Here is a 17,742-nt window from a genome sequence, read left to right on the forward strand (position 1 = left end):
GATATTGAATGGACCCATGGCAATAAATAACGTATTCCGCGCCTGTACCGCAGTTCTCATATTGGCCCTGTTGACGGCAATGCCGGCTGCGGCACAGTCTGTGCTGATTCCTTCACCGCCTCAGATCGGCGCGAGCTCCTATATACTGATGGATCCGCTGTCCGGGCGGATCATCATGGAGGAAAACAGCCACGAACGTCTGCCTCCGGCGAGCCTTACCAAGATGATGACGGCCTATATCGTTGAGCGGGAGCTGGACGAGGGGCGGATTGCCATGGCCGACATGGTGCCTGTCAGTGTCAACGCCTGGCGGACCGAAGGTTCCCGTACCTTCGTGCAGGAAGGTACCCAGGTGTCCGTTGAGGATCTTCTGAAGGGTGTCATTATCCAGTCGGGTAACGACGCGTCCGTCGCTCTGGCGGAGTTCGTCGCCGGCAGTGAAAGCGCGTTCGTTGATATCATGAATCAGCAGGCGCAGATACTGGGTATGAACGAATCCAGTTTCGCCAATGCCACCGGCTTACCGGCACCGGACCATTTTTCGACTGCCTATGATCTGGCCCTGCTGGCGAAGGCGATCATTAATGATTACCCCGAAAACTATCCGTTGTACGCGCAGAAACATTTCACCTTCAATAATATCCGTCAGCCCAACCGCAACAGTCTGTTGTGGCGTGATGACAGTGTCGACGGCCTGAAAACCGGCCACACAGAAGAGGCGGGCTACTGCCTGGTGGCGTCAGCCAAGCGCAACGATACCCGCATGATTGCCGTGGTAATGGGCACTCCCAGCACGGCCGCCCGAGCCCAGGAAGTCCAGAAAATGCTCAACTATGGCTTCCGCTATTACCAGACAGAGCGTCTGTTCCGTAATGGCCAGGAGCTGTTGGAAGCGCAGGTCTGGGGTGGCGAGAGCGACAGTCTCTCAGTAGGGCTCATGGAGGATGTTCACGTAACGATCCCCAGGGGGGCACGTGATTCCCTGGAGTCCACCGTCGAAATGGATTCTGTGATCAGGGCGCCTGTGTCCAAAGGGGACGAGCTTGGGCGGGTGACGGTGAAACTGAACGACGAAGTGGTGGTTGACCAGCCGGTACTTGCCCTCAGTGATGTGCCCGAAGGTGGCTTCTTCAAGCGCATCTGGGACGCTATCAAGCTATTCTTCATGCAGTTGTTTGAGTAAGGGCCGGTGCGCCCGGGAGTAATCCGCGATGAATGAACCAAAGGCACCCAAAATCGAATTCCCCTGTGACTATGTGATCAAAGTCATCGGGGATTCCGCCCCGGACTTTGTGGAGTTCGTGGTGGAGGTGGTTGAGCAGCACGCACCAGGGCTTTCCGAAAAAGACGTATTTGTCAGGGAGAGCAGCGGGGGGCGGTTCTCGTCGGTCAATCTGACCATTCTCGCCACAGGTGAGCCACAACTTAAAGCCCTGTTTGAAGAGCTGAAGGCCAGTGGCCGGGTCCACATGGTGCTGTGACCAGATGGACGAGCTGATTGTCCGTACACTGGGAGAGCAGCCCTACCTTGAAACCTGGGAGGCGATGAAATCCTTTACCGCCGACCGTGATGCTACAACGCCCGACGAGATCTGGCTGCTGGAACATCCGCGGGTATACACGCAGGGGCAGGCGGGGAAGCCCGAGCATATTCTCGCGCCCGGAGACATTCCGGTCATCAAGGTTGATCGTGGCGGTCAGGTGACTTATCACGGCCCCGGGCAACTGGTGGTTTACCTGATGATCGACCTGGCCAGGCACAAGCTGGGCGTCCGTTCACTGGTGGATGTGATCGAGCAGTCCATCGTCCGGACCCTTGCGGAGTTCGGGATTACTGCATCACCACGGCCTGATGCGCCTGGTGTCTACGTTGACGAGGCCAAGATAGCCTCCCTGGGGCTGCGAGTGAAGCGGGGCTGTTCCTTCCATGGCCTGGCGCTGAATGTGTCCATGGATATGGAGCCGTTTCGTCGCATTAATCCTTGCGGCTACGCCGGCCTGGCAATGTGCCAGGTCAGCGATTTCGTACCGGGTGTGGAGATCAGTGACGTTGCCAGCATTCTGTCTGGCGAGCTTGCAGCAAACGTGGCCCAAGGCAGCATCCGACGAATTTCCTAGTGCCCCCTGAAATCACACACCTGATTGCGGCCCAGAGTTTTTGCGCGATATAGGGCTTCATCGGCCCGTTGCAGGAGGCGGTCAATAGATTCCGAGCCCTGAATGCTCGCCACGCCAATACTGATGGTGGCGTTGATGCTATGGCCATCGGCGTTTACCGGGGTGGAGGCAATCTTCTGGCGTATTCTATGGGCTGTCTGGATGGCATCAGCCGTATCTGTTTCCGGCAAAAGTGCCAGATATTCCTCGCCACCCCAGCGCGAGAGGGTATCCACCTTCCTGCTTTGTTCCTGTAGCGTATGGGCTACCATGATGATGGTTTGGTCACCCACGTGGTGGCCATAATTGTCATTCACTGACTTGAACAGATCGATGTCCATCAACATGACTGAAAACGGTCGTCCGTTGCGAAGGTAACGCTGGTATTCAGCCTCCAACTGCTCATGGGCTTCGCGCCGGTTAGCCAGCCCGGTCAGGGCATCGTGCTTGGCGGCGTACTCGAATTCCGCTGCCAGTTTCAGCAATCCCAGCTTGCTGCGACGCCGGCTCTGATCCAGCACGTAGCAGGTCGACATTTCGAAAACCAGCACTGCCAGCATGGTCAGGCGAAAGCTGGTGCTGTACGGGGAATTGAACGCCATATCTCCCAGCGGGCTGAACAGAAGGGTTACCGCTGCGAGACCACCGGCGCAGGCAATGACGCCCACTCTTGCCTCGCTGATGTAAAAGATAATCGGCGGATAAGCAAACAACCAGATGATGGCAGAACCATCCTCAACCGCATTCACAGCCAGGTAGGTAAACAACACTGTAATAACCGTAATAAATCCACGGCGTTGAAGGGTGCAGTTGTGGCTTGCAAGATAGATAATGCCATTGAGACTGAGCAGGGCGGCGAAAATGATCAGAACGGTGGCGGAACCTGTCAGGCCGCGATCGAGAGAGCGCCAGGCAAACAATAAAAGAATCGGCACCGCCGCAAGTGTCAGGCGTCCGATCAGCAGGGGGACGGGGATTTCGCCTTTTACCCGGAATTGCGACAGCTTGGTGTCTGATGTTCTGCTGGTGGCCTGTGTCATTTTGAAGTTCTGTTGTCGTTTTGTTCGTCAGCGGTATACCTGTAGCCCGTGCGCTCATACTAAACGCCTTTAGACGCGGTATCTGTGTAAAAACGTAAACCGCTGGCGTATCTCATGAGTAAACAGCAGCAAGGGTATTTGCATTGGCTTCACTGTCGTGATGTCGGTGGCACGTCGGTTAGGTTTGAGCGACGAGGTATCCGTATAATGATCTCAAAGGCTGTTAACGCCGACACTTACTGAACCGAGCAGGTTTTTGATGGCATCCAGACCAAAGAACACCTCTGTTGCACGTATAAAGACCGGAAGCTTCGAGCGCCGGCTTACCCTCACAAGGGCCGGGTTGTTTGCCGGTACACGCATGGCGTCCCATATGGCTACCAACTGGTTCGGCAGCAAGGACAAGCGCGACGCCAGGCATCGCGCCATGCTGTCCAGCCAGGCTGAATTTCTGGTGGACGAACTTGGCAAGCTCAAGGGCAGTGTGGTCAAGATCGGCCAGGTGATGGCGCTGTATGGCGAACACTTCCTGCCAGAGGAGGTGACAGAAGCGCTGCATACCCTGGAGGATCAGACCACCTGGCTCGAGTGGGCCTCGATCGAACGTGTGCTGAAGGATGAGTTGGGTGCTGAGCGACTGGCGGAACTGGAAGTGGACCCGGACCCGATCGGCGCCGCGTCGCTGGGCCAGGTTCATCGCGCTCGCCGGCGTAGTGACGGCCTTGAACTGGTGCTGAAAGTTCAGTACCCGGGCGTTGACGAAGCCGTTGACAGCGATCTGAACTCGGTTGCTCAACTGCTGAAGGTTGCGCGCCTGGTGTCATTCGGACCCGAGTTTGATGACTGGCTGGAAGAAGTGCGGGACATGATGCATCGGGAGGTGGACTACCGCCTTGAGGCCCGCACCACCGAGAAGTTCCGGCAGATGTTACTGGACGACCCCCGTTTCGTGGTGCCCCGCGTGCTGGAAGAATTTTGTACTGCCCATGTGATTGCGTCTACCTATGAACAAGGTCATTCCGTCAGTTCGGTTGCCGTCAGGGAGTTGCCCCTGGAGCGTCGCAGCGAGCTTGGCCGGGCTGCCCTGGAACTGTTTTTCAGAGAGCTGTTCGTCTGGGGGGAAATTCAGACGGACCCCAATTTCGGCAACTATCGCATTCGCATTGCTGGTGAGAATGGGGCCGACAGTGAGCATGACCAGATCGTATTGCTGGATTTTGGCGCGGTTCAGTCGTATTCGGCGAAGTTTCTTGACCCGGTTATCCAGATGATCAGGGCATCCTACGAGGGTGACCTGGATGCGGTGATTGATGGTGGTGTAAAGCTCCGCTTCATGAGCCGGGAGTGGCCCGCGGACGTATTGGAAAAGTTCGGCTCGGTCTGCATGTCGGTACTTGAGCCCCTGTCGCGGGACCAGAGCAGTTGGCCGGATTACGCGGTAAACGACAAGGGCCAGTACCGCTGGAAACAGAGCGACTTGCCCTCGCGGGTGGCACGCCAGGCCGCAAGATCCGCCATCAACCGTTACTTCAAGGTTCCGCCCAAAGAATTCGTTTTCCTCAATCGCAAGCTGATAGGCGTCTACACCTTCATAGCGGTGCTCAACGCCGAGTTTAATGGTGAGGACTTGCTGCGGGAGTATCTTTATGGCGACCCGGGAACACCCGACGCCTCCAGTACAAGCCATATCACCAAGGCATAGCGGAGCCCCTTGCCAATACCCACCAGCACCACAAAGTTGAGCCAGGGTACGCGCATGATGCCGCCCACCAGGGTAAGTGCGTCGCCACCGATCGGTAACCAGCCCATAAGCAGTGACCATTGCCCGTAGCGGTTGAACTGCTTGCGTGCTTTTTCAAGCTGGCTTTCTGTCATCGGAAACCAGCGTTTGTGCTTAAAGCGATCCACTTGCCTGCCGATAACCCCATTAATCACCGAGCCTGCGGTATTGCCCGCTGTGGCCCAGAACCAGATCCACCAGAGCGAATACCCTTGTGAAACCATACCGCCGAGCAGTATTTCCGAGTACGCCGGCAGCAGGGTGGCGGCGGCCAGGGCCGTCAGGAACAGGGTTAAATAGGCCAATGGTGACTCCTCATCAAAACAGGTTGTTGTACCAATGAAAAAGCTGTCACTTCGATTCAAACTCTATGCCCTTGTGATTACCCTGCTGCTGATTATGGGAATCAGCATCGTTGTAACAGCACAACTCTCCCTGGGGCAAATGGAGCAGAGAATCACCTCTGAAACCCGTGAAACTGTTCAAGGTATGGCCGTCGAGCGTCTGAGTGCAACGGCTGGCAAATACGGCGAGCTGGTCAGCGGCATGTTCGCCACAGCCTACCGGACGCCGGAAGTGGTTCGCAACGTGGTCAGCCGGAACATCCAGGCCGACAGCTCCGGGCGCATCAGCCGTATCGACCTTCAGGAAACCATCGGCGCGATACTGGAGGAGCAACGCAGTCTGAGCTCCATCTACGCTCAGTTCGAGCCCGATGCCTATGATGGCCAGGACCGTTATTTCACCGGTGGAGTGGAAGATCACAGCAGTGATAGGGGCACTCTGGAGATCTATTACTATCGCACGCCAGAAGGGGATGTGAAGTTCAGCCGCACCGAAGACCCTGCCGTAAAGTACCTGGAGGCGCGCAATGAATTCGGGATCCGAGAGGCGGAATGGTACCTGTGCTCCAGGGATGCCAGAAAGCCCTGCATTATGGAGCCTTACGAATATGAGATCGAGGAGGGCTATTCCGAGCTGATGACCAGCCTGGTAATGCCTATTCTCAAGGATGGCGAGTTTGCCGGTGTGACGGGGGTCGATATCAACCTGTCCACGCTACAGAAAACCGTCCAGAACGTCAGTCGTGAGCTCTACGATGGTGAGTCCCGGGTCACCCTGCTCAGTAACAAGGGGCTGATCGCCGCCTCCAGCCACTATGGGGAGCATCTGGGCCGACCACTCTCCGAAGCATTGCCACAACAGGCAGGTGAATACACCGTTTTACATCGCGGAGAGGGCACTTACGATGACGGGGAAACGCTGGCGGTGTCCTATCCCATCGAGATTGCCCTGCCAGACACAGAGTGGTCACTGCTGATCGAGCTGCCCCGGGAAACCGCTCTGGCGGATGTCGCCGAGATTACCGGGCTGCTGGCCAGTGAAGTGGGAGCCACTGCAGGGCGCCAGACGATGGTTGGCATACTGGTGTCCATTATCGCCATTCTGGTTCTGGTTTTCCTTGTGCGTTCGGTCACCAGGCCGCTCAATGAGATCCGTGATCGCATGAAGAACCTGGCCAGTGCCGAGGGGGATCTCACTCACGAGCTGGATATCGATACCCATGCAGAGCTGATTGAACTTGCCGGCGGATTTAACCGGTTCCTTGGCCGGCTTAGGGAGATGATCAACGACCTGAAAGAGGTCAACGGTAAGGTAAGACAGCAGGCTGCTGATGTGGGTGTGATTGCCGGTGAAACCGATGAGCAGACCGAGCGCCAGCATCAGGATATCGAAAGTGTTGTTGCGGCCATGAACGAGATGTCGGCGGCCGCTGGCGAGGTGGCCGGATTTGCCGGGGAAGCGGCGGAAAATGCGCAAATGGCCCAGGACGGCGTGCGCTTTACCCAGGACACGCTGACCTCAGCCCTGGAGGGTGTCAGCGCACTCGCGGGTGATATGGACGAGGCCAGCACCGCCATCAGCCATGTTGCCACCCGCAGTGAAGACATAAACCGGATTCTCGAGGTTATCCGGGGGATTGCGGAGCAGACCAACCTGTTGGCCCTGAACGCGGCCATAGAGGCGGCCCGGGCAGGGGAGCAGGGTCGCGGTTTTGCAGTTGTGGCGGATGAGGTAAGAACCCTCGCCTCGCGTACCCGTGAATCCACCGACGAGATCAGTCAGATGATTGATGGTCTGCAAAGTGATGTGAGTGGCGCCGTCACTGTTATCCAGAGTGGAGTCGACCGCGCTACACAGGCGGTTGACGGTACCCGGGAGGCTGACCATTCCCTGGCTTCGGTGGTAGAGCGCATTACAACCATCGTAGAGCACGTTACCCACGTGGCGACCGCGGCGGAGGAGCAGAGTTCCGTAAGTGAGGAAATCAACCGGAACCTCACCCGCATAGGTGATGCTGCCAATGATCTGCGAGCTCTGGCGCAAAGAGTGAGTGGTAGCGGGCGCACGCTGGATGAGCAGGTCCAGGTCCTGGATTCCGAGCTGGGTCGACTTAAAACCTGAGCGGCATCGTCTGTTGCTATCGGCACGATTCAGCCCATCAATTTTATTTTTGGGCAAACGTGCGATGATAATGTGGTTTATCCGAGGCTGTGATGGCCCGCTTATTTTCCGGACCAGGAGTTTAATTATGGAGCAAGTCACCATTTTTGGCCGTGCTTCCTGTGGTTTCTGTACGCGTGCAAGGCAGCTGTGTGAGATCAATGATTTCCCCTATCGCTACGTGGATATCGTCGAGGAGGGGATCAGCAAAGAGGATCTGTCGAAAACCATAGGCAAGCCCGTTCATACGGTGCCGCAGATATTCGTGGGGCAGGAGCATATCGGTGGGTTTGATCACTTTTCCGAATACCTGGAACGGCTCGGTACTACGGCCAACTGAGCAGTAATCCAGAAAAAACGGCGCCCAGTAGTCAACCGGGCGCCGTTTTTTTGTATGGGGCCAATCAGAGCTGGAAATCGGCCTTCAGTCGCTTTTCCACCAACTGGTTTTTCAGCTTTGCCACCCGCGGCAGGCCGTTATCAAACGGCGGAAAGCTTTCACCGTAGATCAGGGGCTCCAGGTAGTCCCGGCAATCCTGGGTGATTCCGTAGCCGTCATCGGTGATATAGTGGATCGGCATTTTCTTTTCCTGGTTGGCAACGTCCGCCAGGGGAGCTTCGCCGATGTGCCACCGATAGGGGCGTGACTGCTCGCGCACGATGGTGGGCATCAGTGCCTGCTTGCCGGCAAGGGCCATTTCCACAGCTACCCTGCCCACCGCGTAGGCCTGCTCGACATCCGTGGCGGAGGCAATATGGCGTGCGCTACGCTGCAGATAGTCCGCAACCGCCCAGTGGTATTTGTGTCCCAGGGCCTGGCGCACCATATTGGCAAGAGTCGGGGCTACACCGCCGAGTTGGGTATGGCCGAAGGCATCCTTGGCGCCGGCGTCGGCCAGGAAACGGCCATCTTCATACTGGGCGCCTTCAGACGCTACCACCACGCAGTACCCATATTCCCTGACGCAGAAATCCACCCGTTCGAGGAACCGCTCCCGTTCGAACGGCACCTCCGGGAAAAGAATCACGTGTGGGGGGTCACCTTCACCCTGGCCGGCCAGGCCGCCAGATGCAGCAATCCAGCCGGCATGTCGCCCCATCACTTCGAGGATGAACACCTTTGTGGAGGATTCGCACATGGAACGGATGTCGAGGCTGGCTTCCAGTGTCGAGGTGGCAATGTACTTGGCAACTGAGCCAAATCCCGGGCAGCAATCGGTGAAGGGGAGATCATTGTCCACGGTTTTGGGAACGCCGATGCAGGTAATCGGGTAGCCCATTTTCTCGGCAAGTTGCGATACCTTGTAGGCCGTGTCCTGGGAATCACCGCCACCGTTGTAAAAGAAATAACCGATATCGTGGGCGCGGAAGACTTCGATCAGGCGCTCGTACTCCCGCCGGTTTTCGGCGAAGTTCTTCAGCTTGTGACGGCAGGACCCGAACGCACCGCCGGGAGTGTGGATCAGGGCCTGGATATCGTCCTCGCTTTCCAGGCTGGTGTCGATCAGCTCCTCTTTCAAAGCGCCGATGATACCATTGCGCCCGGCGTAGACCTTTCCGATCTGGTCCGGGTATTTGCGAGCGGTCTGTATGACCCCGCAGGCACTGGCGTTAATAACGGCGGTGACACCGCCTGACTGGGCATAGAATGCGTTTCTGGTGGCCATTTCCGGCTGTTGCCTCCTGCAGTTTCGTCGAATGCGGCAGATGATACGCCAATCGCTGTTTTTTTTCATGACATCAAACGTCGTAACGAACGCTTGACGACCCGCATTCTATACGGGACGCTTTGCAGGTTTCATCCAAGAGGTCGACAACCGAATGCATATTCACATCCTGGGAATCTGTGGCACCTTCATGGGCAGCCTGGCCGTGCTGGCCAGAGAGCTCGGACACTCCGTGACCGGCTCCGATCAGGGCGTGTATCCCCCCATGAGTACCCAACTGGAAGCCCAGGGCATCGGGTTAATGGAAGGTTACAATCCTGACAACCTCAAGGCACAACCGGATCTGGTGCTCATTGGCAACGCCATGTCCCGGGGCAACCCGGAAGTGGAAGCCGTTCTGAACCAGAACATCGACTATATGTCTGGCCCCGAGTGGCTGGCCCGGGAGGTGTTACGTCATCGCTGGGTGCTCGCGGTTGCCGGCACCCATGGCAAGACCACTACCACGTCGATGCTGCTATGGATTCTTGAGCAGGCGGGGTTCGAGGCCGGTTATCTGGTGGGCGGTGTGCCTAACGATTTTCCCGTCTCGGCGCGGCTTGGCAGCAGTGACTTCTTCGTGATTGAGGCAGACGAGTATGACAGCGCCTTCTTCGACAAGCGCTCCAAGTTTGTCCATTACCGGCCCCATACGCTCATCCTGAACAATCTGGAGTTCGATCACGCGGATATCTTCGATAACGTGGAGGCCATTGAGCGTCAGTTTCATCACCTGGTCAGAACAGTGCCCTCACGTGGGCTGATCATACGCCCGGCGCTGGATACTCATCTCGACAGTGCGCTGGAACTGGGCTGCTGGACCAGTGTGCAGGCCACGTCCGTCGGTAGTGAAGTGCCTTATATGGCCGACTGGCGGGCGGAGTTGCTGGCCGAGGACGGCAGCCGCTTCATGGTGGTTCACCACGAACAGCCTGTCGCGACGGTGAGCTGGTCACAGACGGGAATACACAACGTTCGCAATGCTCTGGCCGCGATTGCCGCCGCCCGCCACGTGGGTGTGACGCCGGATCACGCCGTGGCGGCACTGTGCCGGTTTTCGGGCGTTAAACGGCGGATGGAACTGCTGGCGGACGTTGGTGGCGTCCATGTCTATGACGATTTTGCCCATCACCCCACCGCCATCACCACTACTCTGGAGGGTTTGCGCAACAAAGTGGGGGAGGAGACCATTCTCGCCCTGATCGAGCCGCGGTCCAACACCATGCAGCAGGGGGTACATCAGCACACATTGCTGCCCAGCGCGGCAGCAGCGGACCGGGTGATCTGGGCCAACCTTAATCAGATGGACTGGCTTCCCGAACTGGTGGACGGCTATAACGCCACCGCGGAAATGCCGGAACGCCATTCCGTGGAGTCGACGGTGGATGCGCTGATCAGCCGGGTTCTGGAACAGGTGTCCGGCCCCTGCCATATTGTCATCATGAGTAATGGCGGATTCGGGGGTATCCATCAGAAGCTGATTGCCGAACTGGAACGTAATACCGGCTGACCGAGCGTTTGCCTCCTAATCGATCAGGGAACATCAGCATGACAGCAACATCAGACAATCCGCGGGTGATCAACCTGGCATTTACCGGCGCCTCTGGCGCCCAGTACGGCCTTCGCCTGCTGCAGTGCCTGGTGGCGGCGGACTGCCGGGTGCATGTGATGATCAGCAAGGCCGCCCAGGTGGTGATCGCCACCGAAACGGACCTGAAATTGCCGGGTAATACGCCGGCCATGCAGGACTTACTGACACGATATGCCGGCGCCAGGCCCGGGCAGGTTCTGGTGTTCGGTCGGGAAGACTGGTTTTCTCCGCCGGCATCCGGTTCAGGCGAGAAAGCCCCGCTGGTCATTTGCCCCTGCAGCACCGGCACATTGTCTGCACTGGCCACCGGCGCCAGCAATAACCTTATTGAGCGTGCCGGCGATGTGGCCCTTAAAGAGCGCCGGCAACTGATCCTGGTGCCCCGGGAAGCGCCGTATTCCGAGGTGCACCTGGATAATATGCTGCGCCTGACCCGCATGGGCGCCGTCATCATGCCGGCCAGCCCCGGGTTTTATCATCAGCCGCAATCGGTCAGTGACCTGGTGGACTTTATTGTCGCCCGTCTGCTCGACCACCTGGGGCTGCCGCAGGACCTGATGCCGCGCTGGGGCGAGGAGCGGCTGAGGGCAAAGCAGCCCGACTGACCACCGGCGATGGTTTTGGTCAGCCCGATTGATGCTTTTCATCATTGAGCGAAAACGCCGCGCCCCCGAGACTTGGTGAACGACAACCACAAGACAGTCATTCACCGAGGTTCACCATGATTCCACGCACACTCTTCGATGCCGACCTTGAAGGTTTCCGGGATTCCGTCCGCAAGTTCCTGCAGCAGGAGGCCGCCCCGTTTCACGAACAATGGGAAAAGGACGGCCAGGTCAGCCGCGAGCTCTGGACCAAGGCCGGGGAGCTGGGCTTCCTGTGCCCGACGATGCCGGAAGAGTACGGCGGGGTAGGGGTAGATTTCCGATACAGCGCGGTCATTATGGAGGAGGTGTCCAGGGCGGGACTGTCCGGTATTGGCTGGACCCTGCATTCCGACATCGTCGCCCCCTATATCCTCAACTACGGGTCCGAAGCGCAGAAACAGTATTACCTGCCAAAACTGGCCACCGGTGAGATGATCGGAGCCATTGCCATGACCGAGCCCGGTGCCGGTTCGGACCTGCAGGGCGTGAAAACCACGGCGGTAAAGAACGAGGCAGGCGACCATTACGTGCTGAATGGCTCCAAAACCTTCATCACCAACGGCCAGATGGCGGACCTGGTGATCGTGGTGGCCAAGACCGATCCTAAAGAAGGCGCCAAGGGCACCAGTCTGCTGCTGGTGGAAAGCGCCTGGGAGGGCTTCGAAAAAGGACAGAACCTGAACAAGGTGGGCATGAAAGCCCAGGATACCTCCGAGCTGTTCTTCCAGGACGTCAAAGTGCCGGTGGACAAACTGCTGGGTTCCATGGAAGGCCAGGGCTTTTTCCAGTTAATGGCGGAACTGCCGGCCGAGCGCCTTCAGGTGGGCTTGACCGCTGTGGCCGCAGCGGAGGCCGCCTGGCAGTGGACGCTGGACTACGTGAAGGAGCGCAAGGCGTTTGGCAAGCCGGTGATCGCGTTCCAGAACACCCGCTTCAAGATGGCGGAGATGAAAGCTGAAATCACTGCGGCCCGAGTGTTCTGTGACCGTTGCCTGGAGCTGCATCTTGAGAAGAAGCTGGATATCCCCACGGCGGCGATGCTGAAGCAGCATACGACTGACCTGCAATGCAAAGTCATGGACGAATGCGTCCAGCTTCACGGTGGCTATGGTTATATGTGGGAGTACCCCATTGCCCGGGCCTGGGCCGATAGCCGGGTGCAGCGTATTTATGCCGGCACCAACGAAATCATGAAGGAAATCGTTGCGCGCTCGTTTTAAAGCGTGACCTGAACTGCCGGCGCGCCGCCGGAATCTCTCCGCCGGCGCGCTTTTGTTACCAAAGTTTACAAATTGCCAAACCTATCAAGGTTCACCCCGGCAACATCCCCTAAAGTAGCGGCACAACCTCTAACAAGGATAATGGTTGCCGCAATGAAACGCCTGCTCCCCATATCAGTTGCCCTGTTTTCACTTGCCCTGGCCGGATGCGGCGAGGAATCGGACGAGTCACCGGTGGATGGCCGCGATTTTGACGCCCAGGATTACAGCGAACCCAGGCCCTACACCGGCAGGGTCATAGACGGCTACCTGCGTAATGCCCGGGTGTGGCTGGATATGGACGGCGACAGCCAGTACACCCCGGGACCGATGACCATCACGAACAGTGCCGGCACCGAAATTACTCTGCCCAATGGGGAGCCTACCGCCATGAGTGGCGAGGGCGGCGAATTTACCCTCGACACCACGGAGCTGCTTCAGGATCCATCGGTGGCACCGGACATCGATCCCAGGGATTTTCCGCTCTTTGCCGTCATTCTGCCTGGTCAGACGCTTGAGCAAACCCGTATGGGGGAGGTGGTGCTGGAAGACGCCTACATGCTCAGTGCTCCGCCGGGCGTTCGCAATGTCACACCCCTCAGTACGCTGGTACGGCAGCGCCGGGTCATTGGTGTGCGGGATCTGACGGCCACCACAAACGACCTGGCGGATGCGTTGGGGAATGTGAACCTGCTCAGCGACTATGTTAAATCCGGAGATCACCGGGCCCATGCCTATGCCCGCGCCTTTGCACGGTTTATGGCCAGTCAGTTTCCGGAATCCACGGCCACCCAGTTGCGCGATAGCGATGGTCGGGAGTGGAGTCTGAGTGAGGATGCAGCATATCTTCTGGGTGTCTCGTTTGTTCGTAATGCTCTGGATGTGGTGAAGTTAGTGGACGAGGCTGCCGCCGCGGGCAACTACGAAAATGTGGATGTTGCCGGCCTGGCGCTGCCGGAGGTGCCCATTGAACTGGAGGATCCGCTGATTCTGGAGAGCCAGACGGTGCTTGCGCGGGGCGAGGGCAGCGAGCTCCCCGCTTCCATGTCCAATCTCGGCGTGTCCGCAGAACTGGTGTTCGATTATTCCGAAGATGGGCGGGTAACCTCCATTACCGCCCACGGCTGCATGATGCCATCCCTGAGAGAAATCGCCCGCCTGGTCAATGCCGGTGGCAAGATTGCGGACACCGGCACCCAGTGGATGCCGGGCATATCCCTGTCACAGGAAAGCGCCACTTTTCACGAGATTGAAGGGCCGGACGAGCGCCTGGTGTTCGACTGGGAAGAGGGCGAGGCAGCCTTTGAAACAACCACAAGCTGTCATCCGGGCCTGGCGTCATCATCGGCATTGGGGGGCACGGCGGCGATCAGTTACTATTGGACCATGAGCGATGGTCGGGTCCAGTCGTTGACAGCAAGTGCAGGAGATACGACCGAACGGCTGGAGCCCGATTATCAGAATGGCACTGAGGCTTTCTTCGGCTTTACCCGCAAGGTCGACGGCACTGAAGAAGAAATTATGACCCTTTCTGACAGCCTTCAGACCTGCGCCATTGATCCGGAGGACGCAGACGCAGCGCTTGTGGTTTCCGCCCAGCAACCCTACACCGTATCCGGAACTATTCCCCAGCCAGAGGGATTCAGCCCACTGGCACTGGAGTTTGATACGCGGGATGGGTTCCTGCGCCCTTTGCGGTTCGGCTTTCTGGACCAGAAAATGGCTTCCACCGCCGGCGTTGAGAACACCGAGGGTTTTGATTGGGCATTCTACTACCCGTTCGAAACCTCAAACGAATTCGTGGCGGATCAGCCGAGCCTCGTCAGTACTGCCTACCTGAACCGGCATGGTGGCAGCAGGGCCTGTGGAAGGGAGTTCGAGAGAATGCCCTCGGCTGCCTATGCCCGTGTGAATTACACCTATCAACGGCTTTCCGAGTATCTTTCAGGGCTGGTGGAGTAGGGCGAAAAGAGAGCGGCTCCTCGGGTATAGCCGGGGAGTCAGCACGTCATTGGCGAACAACGCTTGCGACATGTGCTTATAAACGTTTCGGATTCGTAACACTTCCTGAGGAAGGAAGTGGTGCCGAGGAGAGGACTTGAACCTCCACGGGGTTGCCCCCACTAGCACCTGAAGCTAGCGTGTCTACCAATTTCACCACCTCGGCAGGTGATTTGCAGCTTTTCCGGTGGGGAATCAACGGCTTTAGCTTGTTGAATTTCCGGTACTTCTGCCTCGGTTGCAGGCATTGCCGTCAACCGATGGCGCGTACTTTAATCATTCGGAAAAAGGCTGTCAAACATTTTTTGTCGGCCAGAGTCGGTTTTTGCGCCTATTTTTTATGGCTGGTTAGGCAGGTTGCCGCTGGCGGCGTTATACTCTTCGGAAAATGCCATATAACGAGTGATTTCCGTTGGGGAATCAGAGCTAAGGATACGAATGGTTTCCAGGAAAAAGACAGATAACGACCCCCACGCACAGCGTGAGGCCAGCAAGTATGACAACCCCATCCAGAGCCGGGAGTTCATTCTCGGGCACTTGAAGGAGAGGGGCGCGCCGGCCACCCACGAAACATTGTGCGAAGAATTGGGGCAGCAGTCCGAAGAGGGCATTGAGGCCCTGCGCCGCCGGTTGATCGCCATGTGTCGCGACGGGCAGCTGATCTGCAATCGCCGCGGTGCCTACCTCCCTATCGAAGAGGCAGACCTGGTAACTGGCCGGGTAACGGGGCACAAGGACGGGTTCGGGTTCCTGATACCGGATGACGGTGGGTCCGACCTGTTTCTGACGGCGCGCCAGATGCGCCAGGTATTCCATGGCGACCGGGTTGCCGCGCGGGTAGACCGGGTCGATGATCGGGGGCGACGCGAAGGGGTGATTGTTGAGGTGCTGGAATATCGCACCCATCAGACCGTCGGCCGGCTGTTCCAGGAAAGCGGCATTTCGTTCGTGGTGCCGGAGAATGCCCGCATCAACCATGAAGTGCTTATTCCCGCCGAACACATTAACGAGGCGCGGCACGGGCAGTACGTGGTGGTGGATATACTGCGTCAGCCAACCGTTCGCACCCAGCCTACCGGCAAGGTGGTCGAGATACTGGGCGAGCACATGGCGCCAGGGATGGAGATCGATGTCGCCATCCGCTCCTACGATATTCCCCACAGCTGGCCACCCGCGGTGGGTGAGCAGGCTGCAGGTATTCCTGAGGAGGTCACGGAAAAGGACAAGCAGCACAGGGTGGATATCCGCAACCTGCGCCTGGTGACCATTGATGACGAAACCGCACGGGATTTTGATGATGCCATCTATTGCGAACCACGCCCTCGGGGCGGCTACCGATTGCTGGTAGCGATTGCCGATGTATCCCACTATGTGCGGCCGGGCACGCCCCTGGATGAAGAGGCGATCAATCGCGGTAACTCGGTGTATTTTCCCGACCACGTTGTACCTATGCTCCCGGAAAAGCTGTCCAACGGATTGTGTTCACTGAACCCCGGAGTGGACCGGCTGTGCATGGTGGCCGACATGACCATCAGCGCCGCGGGTGCAATTAGTGGCTACACCTTTTATCAGGCAGTGATGCACAGCCATGCGCGATTAACCTACAACAAGGTCAGCGATATGCTGGAGCGGCCTGATTCCGAGCCGGGCTACAGGCTGTCAGAGCAGTATGCTCACGTATTGCCGCACCTGCACAACCTGTACAACCTGTACAAATTGCTGCGCAAGGCCCGGACCGAGCGGGGTGCCATTGATTTCGAAACCACGGAAACCAAGGTGGTGTTCGATGCCAATCGCAAGATTGAGGAAATCGTTCCGGTTCAGCGTAACGATGCCCACAAGATTGTCGAGGAATGCATGCTGGCGGCCAACGTGGCAACCGCACGCTTCCTGAAGAAACACAAAGTGCCTTCTCTGTATCGTGTTCACGACGGCCCGTCCGAAGAGCGCCTTAATGCCGTGCGGCTATTTCTGGGCGAACTGGGTCTTCAGCTGGGCGGCGGCGACAAGCCAACCTCGGCGGATTACCAGGAACTGTTGTCCAGTATTTCAGACCGCTCCGATGCCAACGTTATTCAGACGGTGATGCTGCGCTCTCTCAGTCAGGCGGTGTACAGCCCGGATGAGGGGGGGCACTTTGGTCTTGGCTTTACCAGCTATGCCCACTTTACCTCGCCGATTCGCCGCTACCCGGACCTGATTGTGCACCGGGGTATCAAGTCTGTTGTTCATGGTGAAGAGGGTAGCAAGGATGTGGTAGAGCCCCCCAAGCGTGATCCTGAGCTTGCGGATTACCCTTACGATACGCCTCGCATGCACCAGTTGGGCGAGCACTGCTCAATGACCGAGCGGCGCGCTGACGATGCCACCCGGGATGTCATGGCGTGGCTGAAGTGTGAGTACCTGAAGGATCATGTAGGCGAGGAATACGATGGCGTGATCGCCGCCGTCGTGCCCTTCGGTTTCTTCGTGGAACTGTCAGGGGTCTATATAGAAGGCCTTGTACACGTATCCACCCTCAGCGGCGACTACTTCCACCACGACGCTGCCAAGCATCGGCTGATTGGCGAGCGCACGGCCATGAGTTTCCGTCTCGGCGATGATGTACGGGTGAAGGTGGTACGCGTGGGCATGGAAGATCGCAAGATTGACCTGGAGCTGGTGAGCGAGCCTCAGCACCGTCAGGCCGACCGGGATGCGCTGGAAATTACCAAGCGGGAGCCCCGGGAAAAAGGCAAGGGTCGGGGCAAGGGTGGAAAATCCGCCCCAGGCCGCTCTGGCCGAGGTGAGCGTGGGGGCGGCGACCGCGAGAAAGCCGGCGATACGGCTGCGAAGCCGCGCCGGAGGAAAGGGTCGGCGCCAGGCGCCGCTGGCAAATCAGCGAAGCCTGAAAGCGTGGCCCCGACCTATGAAGACGACGGCGAATTATCCGCCCGGGACAAGCTGGTAGCAGAAGCCGCAAAGCTCGCGCTGGGCAAGGGCAAAGGCAAGAAGTCAGCCGGTAAAACCACCGGTGCTGACAAGAAACGCAAGCCTCGCAAATCAGGAAAATAAGC

14 protein-coding genes and 1 tRNA gene are annotated in these 17,742 nt (G+C 58.0%); 11 read left to right on the forward strand and 4 right to left on the reverse strand.

All coding sequences use genetic code 11. The features are described 5' to 3' along the window. The first annotated feature begins 16 nt into the window (after window positions 1-16). The 3 genes from FO268_RS12545 to lipB are packed head-to-tail and all read left to right on the forward strand — an operon-like array spanning window position 17 to window position 2,118. Window positions 17-1,183, forward strand: a complete 1,167-nt coding sequence (locus FO268_RS12545) for a D-alanyl-D-alanine carboxypeptidase family protein (protein WP_150993529.1) — start codon at window positions 17-19, stop codon at window positions 1,181-1,183. Between the two features lie 28 nt (window positions 1,184-1,211). Beyond that, window positions 1,212-1,481 carry an HP0495 family protein gene (locus tag FO268_RS12550; RefSeq protein WP_150993532.1) on the forward strand — a complete coding sequence of 90 codons (270 nt, stop codon included), beginning with the start codon at window positions 1,212-1,214 and terminating at the stop codon, window positions 1,479-1,481. A 4-nt stretch (window positions 1,482-1,485) separates the two neighbouring features. Further along, entirely contained in the window at window positions 1,486-2,118 is a 633-nt protein-coding gene (gene lipB / locus FO268_RS12555; protein WP_150993534.1) for a lipoyl(octanoyl) transferase LipB, read from the forward strand. Here the strand turns inward: lipB and FO268_RS12560 are convergent. Next, on the reverse strand, window positions 2,115-3,197 hold the full coding sequence (locus FO268_RS12560) for a GGDEF domain-containing protein (protein WP_150993536.1): 1,083 nt from the start codon (window positions 3,195-3,197) through the stop codon (window positions 2,115-2,117). The genes lipB and FO268_RS12560 overlap by 4 nt on opposite strands. Window positions 3,198-3,456: 259 nt before the next feature. Here FO268_RS12560 and FO268_RS12565 point away from each other — a divergent pair, with 259 nt between their 5' ends. Further along, the gene (locus tag FO268_RS12565; RefSeq protein ID WP_150993538.1) at window positions 3,457-4,899 is read left to right on the forward strand and encodes an ABC1 kinase family protein; all 1,443 of its coding nucleotides are present in this window, start codon (window positions 3,457-3,459) and stop codon (window positions 4,897-4,899) included. On the opposite strand, the gene FO268_RS12570 is transcribed toward FO268_RS12565, so the two are convergent. After that, on the reverse strand, window positions 4,842-5,282 hold the full coding sequence (locus FO268_RS12570; protein WP_150993540.1) for a YqaA family protein: 441 nt from the start codon (window positions 5,280-5,282) through the stop codon (window positions 4,842-4,844). The genes FO268_RS12565 and FO268_RS12570 overlap by 58 nt on opposite strands. Window positions 5,283-5,316: 34 nt before the next feature. Between FO268_RS12570 and FO268_RS12575 the strand changes: the two genes are divergently transcribed. Further along, on the forward strand, window positions 5,317-7,443 hold the full coding sequence (locus FO268_RS12575; RefSeq protein WP_150993542.1) for a methyl-accepting chemotaxis protein: 2,127 nt from the start codon (window positions 5,317-5,319) through the stop codon (window positions 7,441-7,443). Between the two features lie 127 nt (window positions 7,444-7,570). Beyond that, entirely contained in the window at window positions 7,571-7,822 is a 252-nt protein-coding gene (locus tag FO268_RS12580) for a GrxA family glutaredoxin (RefSeq protein WP_150993544.1), read from the forward strand. A gap of 64 nt (window positions 7,823-7,886) precedes the next feature. Here the strand turns inward: FO268_RS12580 and FO268_RS12585 are convergent, their stop codons facing one another. Continuing rightward, window positions 7,887-9,149: a 6-phosphofructokinase gene (locus FO268_RS12585; RefSeq protein ID WP_150993546.1), complete on the reverse strand. Its 1,263-nt coding sequence runs from the start codon at window positions 9,147-9,149 to the stop codon at window positions 7,887-7,889. A 154-nt stretch (window positions 9,150-9,303) separates the two neighbouring features. Here FO268_RS12585 and mpl point away from each other — a divergent pair, with 154 nt between their 5' ends. From mpl to FO268_RS12605, 4 genes are all read left to right on the forward strand, one after another. Continuing rightward, entirely contained in the window at window positions 9,304-10,698 is a 1,395-nt protein-coding gene (gene mpl, locus FO268_RS12590; protein WP_150993547.1) for a UDP-N-acetylmuramate:L-alanyl-gamma-D-glutamyl-meso-diaminopimelate ligase, read from the forward strand. A gap of 38 nt (window positions 10,699-10,736) precedes the next feature. Next, entirely contained in the window at window positions 10,737-11,384 is a 648-nt protein-coding gene (locus tag FO268_RS12595; protein ID WP_150993549.1) for a flavin prenyltransferase UbiX, read from the forward strand. Between the two features lie 116 nt (window positions 11,385-11,500). Next, window positions 11,501-12,646 carry an acyl-CoA dehydrogenase family protein gene (locus FO268_RS12600; RefSeq protein WP_150993551.1) on the forward strand — a complete coding sequence of 382 codons (1,146 nt, stop codon included), beginning with the start codon at window positions 11,501-11,503 and terminating at the stop codon, window positions 12,644-12,646. Between the two features lie 153 nt (window positions 12,647-12,799). Next, window positions 12,800-14,647, forward strand: a complete 1,848-nt coding sequence (locus FO268_RS12605; RefSeq protein ID WP_150993553.1) for a hypothetical protein — start codon at window positions 12,800-12,802, stop codon at window positions 14,645-14,647. A 118-nt stretch (window positions 14,648-14,765) separates the two neighbouring features. Here FO268_RS12605 and FO268_RS12610 read toward each other — a convergent pair. Next, window positions 14,766-14,852 (reverse strand) — tRNA-Leu (locus tag FO268_RS12610). Window positions 14,853-15,124: 272 nt separating this feature from the next. Between FO268_RS12610 and rnr the strand changes: the two genes are divergently transcribed. Next, window positions 15,125-17,740, forward strand: a complete 2,616-nt coding sequence (gene rnr, locus FO268_RS12615; protein WP_150993555.1) for a ribonuclease R — start codon at window positions 15,125-15,127, stop codon at window positions 17,738-17,740. Window positions 17,741-17,742: the final 2 nt, after the last annotated feature.

It is taken from the genome of Marinobacter denitrificans, from assembly GCF_008795955.1.
Lineage (GTDB): Bacteria > Pseudomonadota > Gammaproteobacteria > Pseudomonadales > Oleiphilaceae > Marinobacter > Marinobacter denitrificans.

Coding starts and splice junctions, on each gene's coding strand:
- FO268_RS12550 (WP_150993532.1), top strand. CDS start 1,212: ATGAATGAACCAAAGGCACCCAAAATCGAATTCCCCTGTGACTATGTG.
- FO268_RS12565 (WP_150993538.1), top strand. CDS start 3,457: ATGGCATCCAGACCAAAGAACACCTCTGTTGCACGTATAAAGACCGGA.
- FO268_RS12545 (WP_150993529.1), top strand. CDS start 17: ATGGCAATAAATAACGTATTCCGCGCCTGTACCGCAGTTCTCATATTG.
- FO268_RS12595 (WP_150993549.1), top strand. CDS start 10,737: ATGACAGCAACATCAGACAATCCGCGGGTGATCAACCTGGCATTTACC.
- FO268_RS12605 (WP_150993553.1), top strand. CDS start 12,800: ATGAAACGCCTGCTCCCCATATCAGTTGCCCTGTTTTCACTTGCCCTG.
- mpl (WP_150993547.1), top strand. CDS start 9,304: ATGCATATTCACATCCTGGGAATCTGTGGCACCTTCATGGGCAGCCTG.
- rnr (WP_150993555.1), top strand. CDS start 15,125: ATGGTTTCCAGGAAAAAGACAGATAACGACCCCCACGCACAGCGTGAG.
- FO268_RS12575 (WP_150993542.1), top strand. CDS start 5,317: ATGAAAAAGCTGTCACTTCGATTCAAACTCTATGCCCTTGTGATTACC.
- FO268_RS12600 (WP_150993551.1), top strand. CDS start 11,501: ATGATTCCACGCACACTCTTCGATGCCGACCTTGAAGGTTTCCGGGAT.
- lipB (WP_150993534.1), top strand. CDS start 1,486: ATGGACGAGCTGATTGTCCGTACACTGGGAGAGCAGCCCTACCTTGAA.
- FO268_RS12560 (WP_150993536.1), bottom strand. CDS start 3,197: ATGACACAGGCCACCAGCAGAACATCAGACACCAAGCTGTCGCAATTC.
- FO268_RS12585 (WP_150993546.1), bottom strand. CDS start 9,149: ATGGCCACCAGAAACGCATTCTATGCCCAGTCAGGCGGTGTCACCGCC.
- FO268_RS12580 (WP_150993544.1), top strand. CDS start 7,571: ATGGAGCAAGTCACCATTTTTGGCCGTGCTTCCTGTGGTTTCTGTACG.